This window comes from Lacimicrobium alkaliphilum (assembly GCF_001466725.1).
GTDB classification, from domain to species: Bacteria; Pseudomonadota; Gammaproteobacteria; order Enterobacterales; family Alteromonadaceae; genus Lacimicrobium; species Lacimicrobium alkaliphilum_B.
Genome location: NZ_CP013650.1, coordinates 2486098 through 2504524, shown reverse-complemented (window position 1 = coordinate 2504524; position 18427 = coordinate 2486098). Strand labels below are relative to the sequence as shown.

General features: G+C 52.0%; 16 protein-coding genes. 9 read left to right on the top strand and 7 right to left on the bottom strand.

Annotated elements, in window-relative coordinates; translation table 11 throughout:
- Positions 1–12 precede the first annotated feature (12 nt).
- The 4 genes from AT746_RS11395 to AT746_RS11380 form a co-directional block, all read right to left on the bottom strand.
- Positions 13–528, bottom strand: coding sequence for a cob(I)yrinic acid a,c-diamide adenosyltransferase (locus AT746_RS11395; RefSeq protein ID WP_062480401.1), 516 nt, complete (start codon positions 526–528; stop codon positions 13–15).
- Positions 525–1811 (bottom strand): CsiV family protein, encoded by a 1287-nt coding sequence (locus AT746_RS11390; protein WP_062480399.1) that lies wholly within the window; start codon positions 1809–1811, stop codon positions 525–527. The genes AT746_RS11395 and AT746_RS11390 overlap by 4 nt, the downstream gene beginning before the upstream one ends.
- Entirely contained in the window at positions 1811–5284 is a 3474-nt protein-coding gene (gene mfd, locus AT746_RS11385; RefSeq protein ID WP_062480396.1) for a transcription-repair coupling factor, read from the bottom strand. Before mfd ends, AT746_RS11390 begins: the two co-directional genes overlap by 1 nt.
- Positions 5285–5373: 89 nt before the next feature.
- On the bottom strand, positions 5374–5970 hold the full coding sequence (locus AT746_RS11380; RefSeq protein ID WP_062480394.1) for a PilZ domain-containing protein: 597 nt from the start codon (positions 5968–5970) through the stop codon (positions 5374–5376).
- A 110-nt stretch (positions 5971–6080) separates the two neighbouring features.
- Here AT746_RS11380 and AT746_RS11375 point away from each other — a divergent pair, with 110 nt between their 5' ends.
- From AT746_RS11375 to AT746_RS11360, 4 genes are all read left to right on the top strand, one after another.
- Positions 6081–7292 (top strand): lipoprotein-releasing ABC transporter permease subunit, encoded by a 1212-nt coding sequence (locus tag AT746_RS11375; RefSeq protein ID WP_062480392.1) that lies wholly within the window; start codon positions 6081–6083, stop codon positions 7290–7292.
- Between the two features lie 8 nt (positions 7293–7300).
- On the top strand, positions 7301–7984 hold the full coding sequence (gene lolD / locus AT746_RS11370) for a lipoprotein-releasing ABC transporter ATP-binding protein LolD (RefSeq protein ID WP_062480390.1): 684 nt from the start codon (positions 7301–7303) through the stop codon (positions 7982–7984).
- Positions 7981–9219 carry a lipoprotein-releasing ABC transporter permease subunit LolE gene (gene lolE / locus AT746_RS11365; protein WP_062480388.1) on the top strand — a complete coding sequence of 413 codons (1239 nt, stop codon included), beginning with the start codon at positions 7981–7983 and terminating at the stop codon, positions 9217–9219. The genes lolD and lolE overlap by 4 nt, the downstream gene beginning before the upstream one ends.
- Before the next feature lie 151 nt (positions 9220–9370).
- Complete coding sequence (locus tag AT746_RS11360; RefSeq protein WP_062480386.1) at positions 9371–9721, top strand: hypothetical protein; 351 nt, start codon at positions 9371–9373, stop codon at positions 9719–9721.
- Between the two features lie 43 nt (positions 9722–9764).
- Here AT746_RS11360 and AT746_RS11355 read toward each other — a convergent pair whose 3' ends face one another.
- On the bottom strand, positions 9765–10436 hold the full coding sequence (locus tag AT746_RS11355; RefSeq protein ID WP_062484164.1) for a DUF599 domain-containing protein: 672 nt from the start codon (positions 10434–10436) through the stop codon (positions 9765–9767).
- Between the two features lie 85 nt (positions 10437–10521).
- Here AT746_RS11355 and AT746_RS11350 point away from each other — a divergent pair, with 85 nt between their 5' ends.
- From AT746_RS11350 to AT746_RS11340, 3 genes are all read left to right on the top strand, one after another.
- On the top strand, positions 10522–11448 hold the full coding sequence (locus AT746_RS11350) for a tRNA-dihydrouridine synthase (RefSeq protein ID WP_062480384.1): 927 nt from the start codon (positions 10522–10524) through the stop codon (positions 11446–11448).
- 123 nt (positions 11449–11571) lie between these two features.
- Positions 11572–12975 (top strand): amidohydrolase, encoded by a 1404-nt coding sequence (locus tag AT746_RS11345; protein WP_062480382.1) that lies wholly within the window; start codon positions 11572–11574, stop codon positions 12973–12975.
- Positions 12972–14243 carry an amidohydrolase family protein gene (locus AT746_RS11340; RefSeq protein WP_062480381.1) on the top strand — a complete coding sequence of 424 codons (1272 nt, stop codon included), beginning with the start codon at positions 12972–12974 and terminating at the stop codon, positions 14241–14243. The genes AT746_RS11345 and AT746_RS11340 overlap by 4 nt, the downstream gene beginning before the upstream one ends.
- A 55-nt stretch (positions 14244–14298) precedes the next feature.
- Here the strand turns inward: AT746_RS11340 and AT746_RS11335 are convergent, their stop codons facing one another.
- Together AT746_RS11335 and AT746_RS11330 are read right to left on the bottom strand one after the other, a co-directional pair.
- Positions 14299–14487, bottom strand: coding sequence for a hypothetical protein (locus AT746_RS11335; RefSeq protein ID WP_062480378.1), 189 nt, complete (start codon positions 14485–14487; stop codon positions 14299–14301).
- 62 nt (positions 14488–14549) lie between these two features.
- Complete coding sequence (locus AT746_RS11330; RefSeq protein ID WP_420480293.1) at positions 14550–15167, bottom strand: arylesterase; 618 nt, start codon at positions 15165–15167, stop codon at positions 14550–14552.
- A 22-nt stretch (positions 15168–15189) separates the two neighbouring features.
- On the opposite strand from AT746_RS11330, the gene AT746_RS11325 reads away from it, so the two are divergent.
- Together AT746_RS11325 and AT746_RS11320 are read left to right on the top strand one after the other, a co-directional pair.
- Positions 15190–15891 carry an ABC transporter ATP-binding protein gene (locus tag AT746_RS11325; RefSeq protein ID WP_062480376.1) on the top strand — a complete coding sequence of 234 codons (702 nt, stop codon included), beginning with the start codon at positions 15190–15192 and terminating at the stop codon, positions 15889–15891.
- On the top strand, positions 15881–18406 hold the full coding sequence (locus tag AT746_RS11320) for an ABC transporter permease (RefSeq protein ID WP_062480374.1): 2526 nt from the start codon (positions 15881–15883) through the stop codon (positions 18404–18406). The genes AT746_RS11325 and AT746_RS11320 overlap by 11 nt, the downstream gene beginning before the upstream one ends.
- The last annotated feature ends 21 nt before the right edge of the window (positions 18407–18427 follow it).

Genomic DNA, 18427 nt, shown 5'->3' with positions numbered 1-18427 from the left:
TGCCACCAGGCCTTAAACTTTAACCTCTTCGACACCCTTTTGCTGGTTTAAATAGCGGGCAAATACAAACAGCCAGTCAGACAGGCGATTCAGATACTTAAGGCATACTGGTGGCACATCCCGGACCTTGCTCATTGCAACTAACTGACGTTCTGCTCGTCTGGCAACAGTACGGCAAACATGACAAAGCGCCCCGCTGAAATTGCCGCCCGGTAAAATAAAATGAGTCTGTAGCGGTAACTGTTCCTGCCAGCGATCAATCTGTTGTTCCAGACTGCTGATATCCTTGTCCTTGAGGTTGCTGCTGGCCGAAAGCGCAAAACCAATCTGAAACAAGCACTGCTGCACCTGCTGCACCAAAGCCAGTTCCCTGTCCTGCAGCTGACTGGCCAGTAATCCCAGTTGTGCGTTCAGCTCATCCAGACTGCCGTAGGTTTCCAGTACGATATCGTGCTTATCCAGCTTTTCAGGTTTATCCACATAGATTTGAGTACTGCCCTGATCGCCGCCTCTGGTATAAATCTTCATTCTGACTCCTCTGCCGCCGGCTCAGGCTTATGATAGCGGCGTAGTTGCACTACCATTCCGAACATGGGGTGATCAAAGTAATGAATCTGAGTGCTGATGACCCGTCTTAGCTGTTGAAAAGGCAGGGAATAAAGCTGGTAGCGGTTTTCAGTTTCGTCCGCTGACAGATTGTCCTGACTGATAAATTGTGACTCCGTTGCCAGAGAAGACTGTTGCATTAGCCCGGGTGGGCCTTCGGCGCGATAGATTAACTCTGAGTCAACATGCAGATAGGGCACCCTGTTAATATATTGCAGGTACACTTTAAACCAGCCATCGAGCTCCCACAGCTGATCAACCTTTTTGCCCTGGGGCAGGGCTTCAATATCCTGCTCAGCCAGAATCAGAGGTTGGGCCAGAGCCTGTTCCACACGTCTGATTAAATCTGTATCTGTAGCTTCAGAGGTCACTGTTTGTTCTGATTCTGCCTGTTCAGATGATTGCAGCAGATAACCAAGGTTGTCGTAACTTTGGGCAAAGTTAACTCCGCCAAACAGACGGTATTTCTCTGCTTCGTCGCGGCCAAATAACACAGGTTGTCGCCAGACCAGGTGCAAAAGTGGGCGAATACCGCGCTGGCGGTGCAGGTCTCTGGCGATGTCCTTCAGGTTCATCTGGCTGGCCGGTAACAGATGGGGCTGATTGTTAAATCGTCGCTCTTTATCGTTAATCACAGTCGGTACAGAGGTGATCATGGCTTCAGAACTTTGTGCTGGAAAGAGCAGGTCTTTCAGCCATCTGCGCTCTGCTGCTAATACACAATCACTGCGCAGCCAGCGGTTGATATTAAATCCTGATTGTTGCGCTGCCTGATTCGGCTGACCCGGCGCCGACAATTGCCCCACTATCTGGGCGTCGGCTTCTGGCGTGACCGGTTCTGATGCAGGGCCAGGCTTTTCAATTTGCTGATTAATTTGCTCAATCTGGTTCAGCAAGCCAATGATCTCAGTATTAGTGAACTCAATCGCTGGCAAATTGTGCCCTGATAAGGGGGCATCACAGAGTGGCAGGCTATTGCGCAACACACTGATATCCGGGCGCAAAAACGGGCTGAGCAGATCGGTCGTGTCACTGATATCCACAGAGGCCGGTTGTGGGAAGTGCTCCTGCAGCGCCTGCAATGACTGGTCCTGTTTGTATAGCAGTATTTCCACATCAAACCACCAGTCATTGGCTTGTACGGCAGAGCTTAAGCTCAGTGGCATACCGAGCAGCAATACTGATTTTACTATGAGGTGCTTCATCAGGCCGCCTGTAATTTCCGTTTAAATTGAGTAAGCATGTCCTGTACCAGTGTAACACGCTGTTGATGCTGTTCTGTTTTGATATTGAACCTGAGTTTTTGGGGACCGTCGAGTTTGTAGACAGCGGGCTGGGACTGCAGCAACTGGATGATAAAACCGGGATCAACCGGGGTATCCTGGTCAAATTCGACAAATCCGCCCTGGCTGCTGGCTTCTATTTTACTGATTCCGACCTTTTTCGCTTCCAGCTTCAGTTCGGCTATTGTCATCAGGTTTTTCGCTGCATCGGGCAACAAACCAAAACGATCAATCAGCTCAACCCTGACGTCGTCCAGCTCGTCTTTATTTTTGCAATTGGCGATCTTCTTGTACAGCGACAGGCGAATATTGACATCATGGATGTAATCCTCGGGTAACAGGGCCGGAATACGCAGTTCGATATCTGTGTGAGAGGACAGTGATTCGTCCAGAGAGGGTTCCTTGCCTTCTTTAAGGGCTTCAACGGCTTTGTCGAGCATCTCCATATAGAGTGAGAAACCCACGGTGGCAATCTGGCCTGACTGATCATCACCGAGCAGTTCACCGGCACCGCGGATTTCCAGATCATGGGTGGCCAGTGCAAACCCGGCGCCGAGATCTTCCAGCGAAGCGATGGCCTCCAGACGTTTATGGGCATCTTTGGTCATGCGCTTGGGATGAGGGGTGAGCAGGTAGGCATAGGCCTGATGATGAGAACGGCCAACCCGTCCCCGTAACTGGTGTAATTGTGCCAGCCCCAGATGGTCGGCCCTGTCCATGATAATGGTATTGGCCGAGGGAATGTCGATACCGGTTTCGATAATGGTACTGCATACCAGCACATTAAAACGCTGATGGTAAAAATCTGACATCACCCGCTCCAGATCCCGTTCGCGCATCTGACCGTGGCCGATACCCACTCTGGCTTCGGGGACGATTTCTTCGATTTCGGCGGCTGTTTTGTCGATGGTTTCCACTTCATTGTGCAGAAAATACACCTGACCACCGCGCAGAATTTCACGCATGATGGCCTCGCGGATCAGTTGTTTATCCCGCTGGCGTACAAAGGTCTTAATCGCCAGGCGTTTGGCCGGTGCGGTGGCGATAATGGATAAATCGCGCATTCCCGACAGAGCCATATTCAGGGTGCGGGGTATGGGGGTGGCGGTCAGGGTCAGAATATCCACATCGGCGCGCAGCGCCTTGAACTTCTCTTTTTGGCGCACACCGAAGCGGTGTTCTTCATCGATGATGACCAGACCGAGTTCGGCGAATTTAACGTCATCCTGCAATAACTTATGCGTACCGACCACAATATCCACTTTGCCGTCGTTCAGTCCCTGAATAATCTCTTTATGTTCTTTGCCGCTGCCAAAGCGGGACATCACTTCGATACGAAACGGCCAGTCGGCGAAGCGGTCTTTGAAATTCTCGTAATGCTGCTGGGCGAGCAGGGTGGTAGGCACCAGAATCGCTACCTGCTTGCCGCCATTGGCGGCCAGAAATGCAGCGCGCATGGCCACTTCAGTTTTGCCAAAGCCGACATCGCCGCATACCAGTCTGTCCATGGCGATGGGGCTGCCCATGTCCTGAATCACCGCATTAATAGCCTGTTGTTGATCGGCAGTTTCTTCAAAGGGAAAACTGTTGGCGAAGCTTTCGTATTCATCCCAGTTAATCTTGATGGCAAAACCAGGTTTGGCGGCCCTGCGGGCATACACATCAAGTAATTGTGCCGCCACATCACGAACCTTCTCGGCGGCTTTTTTACGGGCTTTGGCCCAGGTTTCGGTACCCAGATGATGCAAGGGAGCTGAGTCCAGATCACCACCACTGTAGCGGCTGATCAGGTGCAAAGAAGATACCGGCACATAGAGCTTGGCCTGATTGGCATACTCAATAGTCAGGTATTCTGTGGCAATACCGCCGGCATCCAGTGTTTGCAGTCCCAGATAGCGACCCACACCGTGATCCAGATGCACCACAGGCTGACCGATATTGAGTTCTGCCAGATTCCGGATCACCGCGGCTTCGTCGGTGGCCTGTTGCTTCTTGCGCAGACGGCGCTGACTGATTTTATGACCCAGCAGTTCGGTTTCTGTGATCAGTACCAGCCGGCCGTCACTTTCATCCAGCATAAAGCTGTGTTCGAGATCGCTGATAACGATGCCCAGTTGCTGATGACCACACAGAAAAGTGCCAAGATCAGAGACTTCCTTCGGGCTGATCTGGATCTTTTTCAGCATCTCCAGCAGGCTTTCCCGACGCCCCTGGGACTCGACACTAAACAGCACCCTGACCCCTTGCTGTTGCCAAACCTTAAGTTGTTGCTGCAACGACGCCATCGGGCTTTTAAGCTGAGGCTTAACCGCGATGTCAGGCAGGGCAGTGGTGGCGAAATTCGTTCTGCCGGCTTTGGGTTCGAGGCTCTGATGGCCGACGCTGATTCTGGCGCGTTGCTTAATCAGATTAAACAGCTCTTCCACCCGCAGGAAGATTTCTGCCGGGCTGAGCAGTGGTTTAAGCGGGTTATATTTGTGCTGTTCGTACCTTTCCTGCACATCGGCCCAGTAAAACTCTGCGGCATTGATCAGATCACCGTGCATCAGCACCAGGCTGTCCTGATGCAGGTAATCAAACAGGGTGGCAGTGTGCTCGAAAAACAGCGGCAGGTAATACTCTATACCGGCCGGCATCAGCCCCTTGCTGACCTGATGGTAAACCGACTCGCGGGCATTGCTGGCATCAAATCTGTCCAGAAACTGCAGCCGGAAGCGATCAATGGCTTCCTTGTCGGTGGGGAATTCATGGGCCGGCAGCATCCGAATCTGCTCAACTTTATCTTCAGAGCGCTGTGAATCGGGATCGAAAATCCGAATACTGTCTATTTCATCGTCGAACAGATCAATGCGATAGGGCGTTTTACTGCCCATGGGGAATAGGTCAATGATACTGCCGCGAACACAAAATTCACTATGGCTCATAACCTGACTGACCGCCGTGTAACCGGCCCGCTCCAGACCCTGGCGGAAGCTGTCCAGATCCAGATGCTGGCCCTGCTCAAGCAACAGCAGGTATTTAGCCAGATAATCCACAGGCGCCAGTCGCTGCAACAGGGTATTGACCGGCACCACGTAAATACAGGGTTGAGGCTGAGTCAGATGAAAAAGCGTTTCCAGGCGCTGGGAAATAATATCCTGATGAGGTGAAAAATTATCATAGGGCAGGGTTTCCCAGTCCGGGAAGATCTTCACCTCTATCTCGCTGACAAAACTTTGTAATTCGCGTGCTAGCTTTAGTGCTGAGGGGGTATCAGCGGTGATCAGCAATACCGATCCTTTGACCCTTTCTGAGGCGTTAGCAATGGCCAGTGCCAGGCTGCTGCCCTGCAAGTTACCCCATTGCTGATGATCTCCTGCCTTCGCCGGCAGGTCGGGACTGAAAATACTGCTCATGATGCTCTGGTTGTCTTTCCCTTCGGTAGGTAGCGAAGCGCTGTCAGCGCAATCTGATTCAGGCCTGAAGCCAATACAATGTTTGACGGTCAGGCATCTTTATCAGCCTGCTTTCTTTTCTTTAACTGTTGGGTTTGCAGATGCAGGCTGGCTCTTACCAGCAGTTCCTGATCTTCTTCCCTGATACAGCTGAAAAACAGCGAGATATGGTACTGATCCTCGATTTTCTCGCAAGCGATAACTTCGCCGTAGCAGAAAACACCGCAGGCTTCTTCTTCCAGAAACAGGCGCAACTCACATTGTTGCTGTAAATTTACCGGCTTATCACTGACCAGGATCAGTCCACCGCCACCAAAGGCCGCGGTGCTGTATTGATATTCATCGGCCATTTGTTGTTGCAGAACATAGGACATCATCAGATCTATTTTGCGGGACTGATGATTCAGAAAACTGACCAGTTCGGCAGCATGTTCGCCCAGGTTGCGCAGAGGCCTCAATGCCGCGGTTTCCAGAGCGGACATTTCACTGGCAATACGAAAAGCATAAGGCATAGCGTCATTGAGTTGGTCGGGCTCTGGCAATACAAAGTCCTCGCCCAACTCGCGCATCGTGGCTTTGATCGGGTGTTTAATGCGGAAAAAATCATTAAATTGCTGCTGCTTCTGTTCCAGCGTCAGTTTTTCCATGGAGACTCCATTACTATACGGGCCTTGATTGTGCCCTAGCTTACACCTATTATCGGCCAACAATAAATATCCAGCCTGTATCAGGCTGTATCCCGGCCTTATTTTATACAGTGTATTATCCAGTCACAGCTTTTATCGGATTCCGCTATGCCAGAGCCAGTAAAGGCAATCCCTTTATTGCCTTTATCAATTTTTTTTCGGTGGCAGGTATTGCTCTGGGACTGGCCGCATTAATTACTATCTCTTCAGTGATGAATGGTTTTGAGGCGGATCTGAAAACCCGCATATTGGGTATCACGCCACATTTTATCGTCGATACCCGCAACCAGCCTGAGGCCCGAATAGCCAAGCTATCTGAGCAAATTCCCGCTATCCAGGCCCAGTCGCAGGTGATTGAATCCGAAGGGCTGCTACAGTCTCCTGGTGGACTCAGGGGAGTGATGATACAGGCGGTTGACCCGCAAACCCAGCCACAGCAGGATATCATCAGTAACAGTATGCTCGCTGGCGAGATGGTCGATCTGAAACCCGGCGAGTACGGTGTTGTTCTCGGCCGGCCCCTGGCAGCGGCGTTGTCACTGGGGCTCGGTGATACGGTGCGGCTGATTTCCGCCGATGCCAGTGTTTATACGCCGTTCGGGCGTATGCCGAGCCAACGGCAGTTCACCGTCACGGGGCTTTTCGATGTGGGCTCTGAACTGGATGATAAAGTGGTCCTCATTCACCTGCAGGACGGGGCCAGGTTGCTGCGCAGCTCGACGGAAGAACTGGCCTCAACACGTCTGTATCTGAAAGAGCCTTTTGCCTGGCAGGACGTTAAGGAAACTCTGGATAAACAGGGCCTTAGCAGTCAGAACTGGCGACAGCGACAGGGACCTTTGTTTGATGCGGTAAAAATGGAGAAAAATATGATGTCGCTGATGTTGTTACTGATTATCGCCGTGGCGGCGTTTAACATTGTTTCTTCACTGGTGATGGTGGTCACCGAGAAAAAGGGCGACATCGCTATTCTGCGTACTCAGGGAATGACCGGCCCGGGACTGATGCGAATTTTTATGCTCAGCGGTTTGTACAATGGCATTAAAGGCACCTTGCTGGGGCTGATTTTTGGGGCCCTGTTAACCTTGCAGCTTAATAATCTTCTGGGCCTGTTCGGGGTTCAGGTGATGCCCGGCAACGGAGCGGGCCTGCCCATTGACCTGCAATGGTCGCAGGTGAGTGTGATGGTAATACTGTCGTTGGTGCTGTGCGTGGCTGCCACTCTCTATCCGGCCATTCGCGCTATCAGAATGCAGCCGGCCGATGCGCTCAGAGCGGAATAGGAAATCAGATGTCTGAACCCCAGTTATTAGTTTGTGAACAACTCGCCAAGCAATATGATGAAGGGCCGGCACCGGTAAAGGTGCTGGATAACATCAGTTTTAGTCTGAATCGCAAAGAGCAGCTTGCGGTGGTGGGCAGTTCCGGTTCCGGTAAGAGTACGCTGTTGCATTTGCTGGGTGCGCTGGACACACCCACTGCAGGCAAGGTGCTGTTCAAAGGGCAGGATATTTACCAGTTTAACGCCGCCCAGCAGGCGGCATTTCGTAATGCGAGTCTTGGCTTTATTTACCAGTTTCATCATCTTCTTCCTGAGTTCACGGCCCTTGAAAATGTCGCGATGCCGCTTCTGATTGCCCGTAAACCAACCCAACAAGCGGAAGACAAAGCCCGGCTGATGCTTGACAAAGTAGGCTTAGGCCTGCGCTGTGAACACCGCCCATCGCAGCTATCAGGCGGTGAAAGACAAAGAGTGGCGATTGCCAGGGCACTGGTGAATGAGCCGTCGCTGGTGCTGGCCGATGAGCCTACCGGCAATCTTGATAACAAAACCGCAGAAGCCGTGTATGAATTACTACGCGGACTGACCAGTGATCTCGGCACCAGCTTTATCGTGGTCACCCATGATCTGGATTTGGCCCAGCGCCTGGATCGTTCTCTGACCCTGCACGATGGGAAGCTGGTTGCCTCATGAGTTTACTCGGCATTCAGCTGGCCTGGCGTTTTCGTCAGGGCAAAGGTCAGAATGGCTTCGCCTCTTTTATTTCAGCGTCTTCTACTGTGGGTATAGCACTGGGTTGTTTTGTGATGATCCTGTTGTTATCTGTGATGAATGGCTTCGAAAAAGAGCTTAAAGATCGTCTGTTAGCGGTTATTCCCCACGGCGAACTGATCGCCGTATCGCCAAAAGGTATGCAGAACTGGCAGCAACATAGCGATGTGCTGCAACAGGATCCACGTATTGCTTATCTGGCACCAGTGACCAAGATGATGGCTATGGTGCAAACCGGCACCAGGATGAAGGCGGTGGAAGTCACGGGAATTCAGACTGATAGCCAGAAACAGGCCCGTATCCGGGAAATGACAAGCCCGGAACAGTGGCAAAGGTTTTCATCGGAGGCCAATAGTATTTTGCTGGGGCAGGGTGTATTGGACAAACTGGATGTGCAACCCGGCCAGAAAATTCAGCTGCTGATGCCTCAGCAACGTATGCAGGGTGGATTTAAGCCACCTAAGTCAGTCTGGTTTGAAGTGGCCGGTACGCTGCGTATAGGCGGAGAGCTGGATAACCATCTGGCTATGGTTCATCTGGCTAAGGCGTCACAGGTTCTCGGTGTTGATTATGGCGCACAGGGGCTGGAATTTGGGTTCAGTGATCCCTTTGTCGCCCCTGAGTTGATGCGGGAGCTCGGATTTGCCTTTGAACAGCATGTATATATTTCTGACTGGACCCGTACTCATGGTCATCTTTATCAGGATATTCAACTGGTGCGGGCAGTGGTTTATCTGGCGCTGACGCTGCTGATCGCTGTGGCCTGTTTTAATATCGTCTCGACACTGGTGATGGCGGTCAATGACAAGAGGCATGAGATTGCCATGCTCAAAACCCTGGGGGCCAGGGATAGCCTGATCATCCAGAGCTTTATGCTGCAGGGGGTGTTCAATGGCCTGATCGGCACTCTGGCCGGCATTCTCAGTGGGGTGCTGGTGTCAGTCTATTTGTCTGAGCTGGCATTGTGGCTGGAGAATCTTATCGGTGTTCAGTTGTTATCAGGAGATATCTACTTTATCGATTTTCTGCCCTCACAAGTGAAACCTGCGGAGGTGATGATTACCGCCGTGATCGCATTATCACTAAGCGTACTGGCGACCCTTTATCCTGCTGTAAAAGCCTCACGTATTGAACCGGCAAAAGTACTTAATCACTGAGGATAAAGACATTTTGTAGCATATTACAGTGACATGCTGGACTGTTTCTTGCTTTGTTTCCTCCTGCGTTAGTGAAAAATAATACCAATGTCAATAACACGTCATATCGCGGGGGATAACAATGAATGGGGACAGGGCAGTCAGGATCTGGATGATTGTGCTTGCAGCTGGTTGCTATATTACTCAGGGTGTACTTATTAACCTGTTGTTTCCATGGGTTATTTCTCCGTTGATCGTCGCCTGGTTATGGCTCAAGCATGAGCATACCCTTGGTGAGGATGCGAATTACGCCGGGGTAAATGGGTTTATCGCAGGATGTAGTATCGCTCTTTTGTATTGTCACAGCATGTGGTTGTGGCAGGGCAGTGTAAAGGCTGTCAACCTGTCATCGACTAACATGGATTTTGTCATTACCCCCCTGTATGCCTTTGCATTGGGTACCCTTGGTGCTGTTATTGGCTACTCAGCAGGTCGCTTCAAAGGCAATTCCTGCCACAAGTAGTTGTAAAATTTAGTGACAGGACGAAGTATGCGCACCCATTTATCTATTCCTTAAGGGCTTTGAGTACCCTTGAATGAAACTCCCGCAGATACAGGATCAGCATGGTTACCACACAGGCCAGCATAAACAGCCTGGGATCCACAAACCAGGTCAGGGTCGACAGCGAGAAGTAGATGGAACGCAATCCGTAATTAAAGGAGTGTCCGGCCTGATCGATGACCTTAGCGGAGCGGTTGGCATAACTTTGCACTTCTTCTTCTGAAAGCTTCCTGCCGTCAGGCGCCGCTCCGACCAGTACCCCGGCAAAACCGTACTGACGCAAAGACCAGGTAAACTGGAAAAATGCAAACACAAAAATACTGATCAGTAACAGCAACTTGAGCTGGATCTGAAGATTGGTATTGGGTGTAGACAACGCCAGTTGCTGCAACATGGTACTGAGTTTGTCCACGGAGGCCATCGCCGTCAGCAGGCCAGCGAGGATAAGCAGTGAACTGGAGGCAAAGAAAGTAATATTGCGCTCCAGGGTCGAGATAATTGAAACATCTGCGACCCGGTTTTCCCTCAGCAGCATCTGCGTCATCCACTGATTGCGCTTAGCCCTCAGCTCTGCTGCAAGGCAGTGTCGGTGCTTTGCCTGCTTCTTGGCAAACAGGGTATAGCCGCTCCAGATGATTAAGAACCAGCCGAGGGCGAGAAAATCCAGTATGGTCATTTTGAGTGAATCTTTTGGGTACTGTCCGGCATTACCCACATGCTACACTGCGCCTCTTTTCAGACCAAGTAAAAGTACAGGCTGTATGCATATCACACTGGCGCCGATGGAAGGGGTAGTTGATCATCTGATGCGCGATATGTTGACCAGAATCGGCGGCTATGATCTCTGTGTCACTGAGTTTGTCAGGATTGTTGATCAGCTACTCCCTCCAAAAGTGTTCTATCGGCTTTGTCCTGAGCTTAAACAGCAGGGCCTCACCAGTGCCGGTACGCCGGTGAGAGTGCAGTTGCTGGGACAGGATCCCGGATACCTTGCAGAAAACGCCGTACGTGCTGTCAGTCTCGGCTCCCATGGTGTTGATCTTAATTTCGGTTGTCCGGCCAAGACAGTCAATAAGAGTAAAGGTGGCGCCGTTCTGCTGAAGGAAACCCGGAGCCTGTACGCCATTGTCAGTGCGGTGCGCAGTGCTGTAGATAAGCAGCATATGGTGACGGCAAAAATGCGTCTGGGCTTTGAAGATAAAGCGCTGGCTATCGACAATGCCCTGGCCCTGGAAGCCGCCGGTGCAGATCTGATTACTGTGCATGCCAGAACCAAGGCGGAAGGTTATAAACCACCGGCATACTGGGACTGGATAGCCCGCATCCGTGAGCAGGTCAGTGTCCCGGTGGTGGCCAATGGCGAAATATGGAGCAGGGCGGATGCGCTGGCCTGTCAGCAACAATCCCTTTGCGAGGATATTATGCTTGGCCGTGGTGCACTGGCGTTGCCAAACCTGGCACAGGTGATCCGTGGTGCCTCGCCCATGGGCTGGGATGAAGTGAAAGTCCTGTTGGTGAATTATTCAGGTTATGAAATATACGGCGACAAGGGGCGTTATTATCCAAACCGCATCAAGCAATGGCTGGGGTATCTGAAAAGACAGTACAGCGAAGCCCACCAGTTGTTTGAGCAGATCCGCACGCTGAAAACCGCCGGTGAGATTCTGCCTTGCCTGACTCAACGGTAATTTATGCCGCTCTGTCGCACTGTTATTGATCAATATTGATTATTTTGTTCTATTGAAGTCTACAAGTTGGCGGCAACGACAGCACGTAGTTGCCAATAATGCACCTTTGAGGAAAATAACAATATGAAAGGTTCAACCCGAATTCTGCTCGCCGCTGTATCGGCGGCCATGCTGGCTGCCTGCGGGCAGCAGGCGAGTAAAGATCAGCCCGCGCTGGTAGAAATAGACAAAGATCCCTATCCCAGTACCTACACTCCCTTGCCATCACCTGCTACCGCCATCACTAATGTGACCCTGCTCGATGGTGTGGGCGGTATGGTGGAAGGTGCCTCTGTGCTATTTGAGAACGGAAAAGTGGTGGCCGTAGGCGCAGATATTCAGATCCCGGAAAATGCACAAATTATAGATGGCACTGATAAATGGGTTACCCCCGGCATCATTGATGTGCACAGCCACTTAGGGGTCTACCCTTCGCCTGGTACCCATTCTCATTCTGATGGGAATGAAATGACTAAGCCGGTCACGGCAGAGGTCTGGGCCGAACATTCTATCTGGGTGCAGGATGCGGGTTTCAGTCGCGCCCTGGCGGGCGGAGTCACCGCGCTGCAGATCCTGCCTGGTTCGGCCAATCTCGTGGGCGGCCGTGCAATAACGGTCAAGAATCTGCCCGATCGTACCGTACAGTCGATGAAGTTTCCCGATGCGCCCTATGGCCTGAAGATGGCTTGTGGCGAGAACCCTAAGCGGGTATACGGCGACAAAGGTGGCCCGGCGACTCGCATGGGTAATGTGGCCGGGTATCGTCAGGCCTGGGCAGACGCTCAGGATTACAAACGTCAGTGGGAAAAATATCGTGCCGAACATAAGGCAGGCAAGAATCCTAAGGCACCTAAACGGGATTTGACCATGGATACGCTGGTCGGGGTGCTGGACGGTGAGATCATGGTGCACATGCATTGCTATCGGGCAGATGAAATGGCCATCATGATGGATCTGATGAAAGAATTTGAGTATCAGATTGCCTCTTTCCAGCATGCGGTAGAGTCTTACAAGATTACCGATTTATTAGCCGAGAATAATGTCTGTTCAGCCATGTGGGCTGACTGGTGGGGCTTTAAGATGGAAGCCTATGATGGCATCCGTGAGAATGTCCCCATGGTTCACAACGGCGGTGCCTGCGCCATTGTTCACTCAGATGATGATCTGGGTATTCAGCGTCTCAACCAGGAAGCGGCTAAAGCCCTGGGTGACGGCTTACGGGCCGGTATTGAAATATCCAAAGCCGAAGCCTGGCAGTGGTTGTCGGCTAATCCTGCGAAATCACTGGGAATCTTTGACCAGACCGGCTCGCTGGAAACGGGCAAAAATGCCGATTTGGTGCTTTGGAGTACCGATCCTTTCTCTACCTATGCACAGGCCGAGCGGGTCTATATTGACGGTGGCCTGGCTTATGATCGCCAGGATCCGGACAGCTGGCCGGTACAGGATTTTGAATTGGGTCAACCCGGTGAAGGAGACGTAAAATGAAACAGGCAGCCATAGTATTACTTACAGCTCTGGGCTGTTTTTCTGCCCAGGCAGAGAATATTGCCATCATTGGTGGTTATGTGCACACCATGTCTGAGCAGGGCAGTGTGGAGAAAGGCACTGTACTGATTAAAGATGGCCGGGTTGAGTCGGTTTCTGAGCAACTGGATGCCCCTCAGGGCTACCGGGTTATCGATGCGACCGATAAGATTGTCACGCCCGGATTGATTGGCGCGTATACCTCCCTGGGGCTGGTGGAAGTGGGCATGTCAGCAGGAACGGTAGACGCCAGTGCCAAAAGTGAAGATTACTCACCTTATGGTGCGGCGCTGGATGTCAGCTATGCCTTTAACCCGGATTCTACTCTGATCCCGGTGAGCCGCATTGAAGGCTTTACCGTCACCGCTTCAGGGATGTCTGGTACCCATAGTCTTTTTGGTGGCCAGGGCGGTGTTTTCAGTCTGGGGGATGATAATAATCTGGTTAAAAGAAGTGCTTTTATGACCCTTGCGGTGGATAACGGCGGCGCCGATGATAACGGCGGCAGCCGCGCGGCATTATGGCCAAAGCTGGAAAATGCGCTGGCCGAGGCGATGTCCTTACAAGGTAATGTCCTCGCCCCGAAAGATGAGTGGCACGGTAAGCTCAGTAAGGAAGATGTCAACGCCTTATTGCCGGTTGTATCCGGTGAGATGCCGCTATTTATCGATGCCAGACGCAAAGCCGATATTCTTCAGGTGATTGCGCTTAAACAGCGCCATCCGCAGCTGAAACTGGCCTTATTGTATGCCACCGAAGCCTGGCGGGTTGCCGATGCCATCGCACAGGCGCAAATACCTGTTGTGCTGGATCCTGAAGCCAATCTGCCCGGCAGCTTTGATCAGCTTGGTGCAACGATGGCCAATGCCGGCAGACTGGACGCCGCAGGTGTCAGTGTTTCCATTGGTATGGATACTCACAATCTGCGTCTGGCCACTCAGCATGCCGGTAACGCCGTGGCGAACGGTTTACCCTGGCAACAGGGGCTGGCAGCACTGACCATCAATACGGCACGACTGCTGGGAATTGAACAGGAGTATGGCAGCCTTGAGTCCGGAAAAGTGGCAGATGTGGTGATCTGGTCAGGCGATCCTCTGCAGGTGATGGAAGCACCGGAACAGGTGATTATCCGCGGTCAGGAAATCAGACTGGAGTCCCGTCAGACCAAACTCAGAGACCGCTATCTGACTCTGAGCCAGGATAAACCCCAGGGTTATATCAGGCCATAGCAAAGCAAAAGGCCGGTCAATACCGGCCTTTTTCACATTTTAATCTGGATAAATTTCACACCTGGGTGTCGATTACACTGCCGATTCTCTGGCCCGGGTCAGGTGCCTGAGACGGAGTTTCCAGCTGCGCCACTTCCACTTCTGCCTGACGCTGCTGCTGATCTGCTAATTGTGTTTGCTGTTGCTGTGCAGGTTGAGGCTGGACTGTCTGTACATTGTTGCCAACCGCTGAACCGATTTCCATAGTTACTGACCTCTTTGTTTAACCGTTCGTTAATAATAGACCATGTCACCGCCTTTTGTCTTTCACCGGACCAGCAGCGGTTCCAGTTGTTCCTGCATAAAGCGGGCGATAACCGGCTGTGCTTCAACACTGGGGTGAATGCGATCTTTTTGCATCATTTTGTCATCCAGGGCTATGTCCTTCAGGAAAAAAGGCACGAGTGGAACATCATGTTGTTCTGCCAGGGTTGTAAAGGCGTTGGTAAACATCTGGTTATAACGCCTGCCAAAGTTGGTAGGGATTTGCATTTGTTGCAGTATCACCTTGATATCCCGGTCTTTGGCCATAGTGATCATGGCACTGATATTGGTTTTTAATTTACTGACCGGATAACCGCGCAGGCCGTCATTGCCGCCGAGCTCAATTAATACGTGGCTGGGCTGATGCTGTTCCAGCAAGCGGGGCAGACGGGCCAGACCACCATCAGTGGTTTCACCGCTTATGGCAGCATTGATTACCCTGATGCCCTTTGGTTCAAACGCATCCTGTAACAATGTTACCCAGCCTTGCTCTTGCTTCATTCCGTAGGCAGCGCTTAGGCTGTCACCCAGAATCAGTAACCTGACCTGTTCTGCCTTGAGTTGATCTGAAAACAACAACAAGGGTATAAGGGTTAAGATAATCTTGAGAAATGACAACACAATGAATGGGACTCCAAAAAGTATGATTCGTACCAGGGCCATCACCAAAATAGTGAATACCACCGAAGGCGAGTTACAGATCCTTCAGCCAATCAGCTTTGATGTCAACTCCGGTGAGTCGGTTGCCATCGTCGGCGCGTCCGGCTCAGGTAAATCTACTTTATTGGGTCTGCTTGCCGGTTTGGATCAGGTCACTGAAGGTGAAATTTATCTCGACGATGAGCCCCTGCATCAGTTGGATGAAGAGGCCAGAGCCAGAATGCGCGGTGACAAGGTCGGCTTTATTTTCCAGAGCTTTATGCTGGTACAAAGTCTGACGGCACTGGAAAATGTGATGTTGCCGGCAGAGATCAGTGGCATGCCCAGGCCCCGGGAGGCGGCACTGGAAGCCCTGAAACAGGTAGGGCTGGATCATCGGGCCAGTCATTATCCCAATCAGCTCAGTGGCGGCGAGCAGCAGCGTGTGGCGATTGCCCGGGCTTTTATCACCCGCCCTAAGATCCTGTTTGCCGATGAGCCTACCGGTAATCTGGATGCAGCTAATGGTGATAAAGTAGAAAAACTGTTGTTTGAACTTAACCGTCAGGCCGGTACGACTTTAGTGCTGGTGACCCATGACACCGAGCTTGCCTCTCGTTGTGACAGACAGTTGCAGATGCATGCCGGTACCCTGAGTGAAGATACCGGTGAACAGCAGAGTGCGGAGCAGCGCTATGTCGGCTAATCACAACCGCACAGCCCTGACTCTTTCCTGGCGATTGTTCCACCATGAAGCCCGTCGCGGAGAGCTTACGGTTATTCTGCTGGCGATTATTCTGTCTGTGGCTGCAGTTTTGTCGTTATCTCTGTTCAGTGAGCGACTGCAAACGGCACTGACCGACAGAACCGCCGAGTTTCTCGCTGCCGACCGCTTGCTGGGCTCAGACAAGCCGGTACCACAGGAATGGCTGGAAAAGGCAAAGCAGGAGGGCCTGAACACCGCCCAAAGGGTGCAGATGCGCTCAATGGTATTTGCCAATGACGAACTGATGCTCGCGGATGTGCGGGCCGTGGACAATGCCTATCCCCTCAAAGGTACCATTAAACTCGCCGATGAACCCTTTGGCATAGGCAAAGCTGTGACCACCTTGCCGCAATCCGGTGAAGTATGGCTGGACTCCCGCCTGTTTCAGGTGCTTGGCATCAAAAAGGGCGACAAGGTTGAGATTGGCGAACGGGAATTTATTGTCAGCGCCGTGATCAGCGAATTGCCCGATGGCGGCTTTAACGTGTTTGGCGGTGATCCGCTGGTATTAATGCCGCTGCAGGATCTTGCTGCGACGGGGATCAGCGGGCCGGGTAGCCGCACAGATTATGACACTATGTTCAGTGGCCAAGACAGTGCACTGGATGCCTATTATGAATGGCTGGAACCACAGCTGGACAGGGAACTGCATTACTGGCGTTCGGTAAAAGACGATGATTCGCCGCTGGGGCGTTCTGTGCGCCGGGCCGAACAGTATTTTCTGCTGGCCAGCCTGCTGGCCATCGTACTGGCTTCGGTATCTATCGCCGTTGCAGCGCAGCGTTACAGCCATCGTCATTACGATCCTGTAGCGATCATGAAAACCCTGGGTGCGCCCGGTAATATGGTCAGAAAGATCTACCTGCTGCAAATTGTCTTTATCGCCACTTTGGGCATTGTAATAGGTGCCGGGATTGGCTTTGGTGCACAGCATCTGGTGGCCCAGCTGATTGCAGAAAGGGTGCCGGTGGCACTGGATGCCTGGCACTGGCGGCCATTTTTCATTGCCGTTTTCACTGGTGTGGTTTGTGCCATGCTGTTCTCCCTTTATCCGTTGATGAAGCTGTTTTCAGTGCCGCCCTTAAGGGTGTTAAGGCGTGATCTTGGTGCCAGTATGGGCTCCAGAATCACCCAGTTTCTTGCCGCAGGCAGCGCTATTTTTATGCTGATGTGGGCCTACAGCGGCGATCTGAAAATCAGTCTGATTTTGCTGATGACCGGACTGGTGCTGGCCTTGGTGCTGTTAGCTGTGACTATGGTGCTGATATGGCTGGGGCGTAAGCTGGGGCAGGGTCGCATGGGTGCCTGGCAACTGGCCTGGGCGCGGATCCAGCGCCGAGCCATGGATAACTCGGTACAACTGATCAGCTTTGCCATTACCATCATGTTACTGCTGGTAGTACTGGTGATGCGCAATGACATGGTGCAACAGTGGCAGGACCAATTGCCTGAAGGCACGCCGAATTATTTTATGATCAATATCACTGATCAGCAGCGACCGGTGATAGAGTCTCATTTTTCCGAGCGCAACCTGCAGATGGAGAAGTTTTATCCGGTGGTGCGCGGACGTTTTGTGGCCATCAATGATGACACCATTCGCACCGAAGTGACCAAAGAAGAGGATGAAAGTGGTCGACGCGGATTGGGCAGAGAGGCCAACCTGACCTGGAGCGATACGCTGCAGCATGAAAATCGTATTGTGGCTGGTAGCTGGCATGGTGACAGTACCAGCGAAGAGAGACCCTATCAGGTGTCTGTGGAGTCTCAGGTGGCTGAGAGGCTGGATATTAAGCTGGGCGATCTGTTGCATTTTAATATCGGCAGTGAGGTGGTCAGGGCAGAGGTGGGCAGTTTGCGGGAAGTAAACTGGCAAACCATGCAGCCTAACTTCTTCTTTGTGCTGGAGCCTGCCGCCATGGAAGCGTTCTCGCCTACCTACATTACCAGTTTTCACTTACCCACTGAGCAAAAAGCCATGCTCGGACAGTTAATGTCGCCTTTTCCCACAGTGACGCTGTTTGATGTGGATGCGCGGATTAATCAGTTGCGCAGTATTGTTTCCCAGGTGTCCCTGGCGGTGGAGTTTATTCTGGTTCTGGTGCTATGTGCAGGGGCCCTGGTATTGGTGGCTCAGGTGCAATCAAGCATGGATGAGCGACAGCAGGAGCTGGCCATATTGCGAACTCTCGGTGCCAGAGGCCTGATGATCCGCATGAGCGTGATTGCCGAGTTTATCATTATCGGTATTGTGGCCGGAGCCATGGCTGCAGTGGCGAATGAACTGGCGCTGTACCTTTTGCAAAGCCAGGTCTTTAATATGCAAACGACTGTGCACTGGCAGTATTGGTTGTTAGCACCGGCGAGCGGTGCCGTTGTGGTGGGGCTGCTTGGCGCCATAAGCTGCTGGCGGTTGTTGTCTCTGAACACCAGTCAGTTGCTAAGGCGTATGGTTTAACCTGAATGCTGCAGTTGCGCT